The 1,338-nt window shown below is 65.5% G+C and carries 1 protein-coding gene and 1 pseudogene; both read left to right on the top strand.

All coding sequences use genetic code 11. The features are described from left to right. Positions 1–123: 123 nt before the first annotated feature. Positions 124–972, top strand: coding sequence for an IS5 family transposase (locus ACWD11_RS34830; RefSeq protein ID WP_389421648.1), 849 nt, complete (start codon positions 124–126; stop codon positions 970–972). Positions 973–1,030: 58 nt separating this feature from the next. Further along, positions 1,031–1,140 (top strand): annotated as a pseudogene (locus ACWD11_RS34835) (IS5/IS1182 family transposase); the annotation flags it as partial. Positions 1,141–1,338 lie beyond the last annotated feature (198 nt).

The raw sequence follows: 1,338 nt of genomic DNA on the forward strand, positions 1-1,338 counted from the left end.
CCCCTATTTTTTTATTCTTAATCTCCCCTCTACTAATTTAAACCCGCCTCACTTCGGGCGTGTGGGTGGGTTGGGCCGGCCCGCGGCGGGGCCAGACCCCACCGTCATGTTGAAGGCCCTGACATGCGTGAACGCCTCTATCCCTCGGACACCACGAACGCCGAGTGGGCATTGATCGAACCGCTTCTTCCTCCGCCGGCCTGCGAAACACCCACGGGCGGAAGGCCGGAGAAGCACCCTCGCCGCGAGATCGTCGACGCGATCCGCTACGTCGTCGCCACGGGCTGCAAATGGCGGGCACTGCCCGCCGATTTCCCGCCCTGGCGCACGGTCTGGGGCTTCATGGCCCGCTGGGCGGCCGCCGGGATCATCGGACAGATCCGTGACGCGCTCGCCGCCCGCATCCGCCGTGACCTGGGCAAAGGCCCTCGGGCGGTCGCAACGGTCATCGACTCCCAGTCCGTCAAAGCCGCCTCGACCGTCACCTCCGAGTCCAGGGGCTACGACGCCGGGAAGAAGATCAACGGCCGCAAGCGGCACCTCGTCGTCGACACCCGCGGCCTGCCGTTGATGGTGATGGTCACTCCCGCCGACCTCCACGACTCCGCGGCCGCGAAGGAAGTCCTGTTCCGCCTGCGCCTCATGCACCCCGAGATCACGATCGTCTGGGCCGACTCCGCCTACGCGGGCAAGCTCGTGGCCTGGGCTAAGAAGCATCTGAACCTCACGATCAAGCCCGTCAGCCGCCCCAAGGACGCCTCTGGATTCGTGATCATCCCGCGACGTTGGGTCGTCGAACGGTCGCTGGCCTGGGTCATGAACGCCCGCCGTCACGCCCGTGATTACGAGCGACTGGTCCAGCACAGCGAAAGCCTCATCACCTGGGCCGCGATCACGCTCATGACCCGCCGGCTCACCCGCCGTCAGCCGAAGCCGACAGCCACCCAGGAGCAGTTCACACGAGCTGTCTGAACGGCGCCCCAGCACCACGATCACGCCCCTGAGCAGGCACGAAGTGCAGAAAAAGCTTCTGAATCTGCACGAACACCGCAACGACTGCCGGGCCTACACCGAATCCGGCGTCGACCGCGCCTGCCGCGGAGCCCCGACGATCGCCGACGCGGCTACCAGGGCACCGGCAGCGGGCATGCTCCAGGGCCCTGTTACAACCACTTACCGTGAGTGCCGGCGCATTCCCGCGATGCCGACACCCACGGTCGAACTGCTCCGGCTACGGAGGGGAACTAGTACTGCAACGGTGCTTGTTCTGAGTGCTGGGCAGTTTTCAAGGGCTGTGTCCACGTCGTTTGTAGTGACTGAGTCGTGCTTGATACTGGC

Source organism: Streptomyces sp. NPDC002776 (genome assembly GCF_053592195.1).

Coding starts and splice junctions, on each gene's coding strand:
- ACWD11_RS34830 (WP_389421648.1), top strand. CDS start 124: ATGCGTGAACGCCTCTATCCCTCGGACACCACGAACGCCGAGTGGGCA.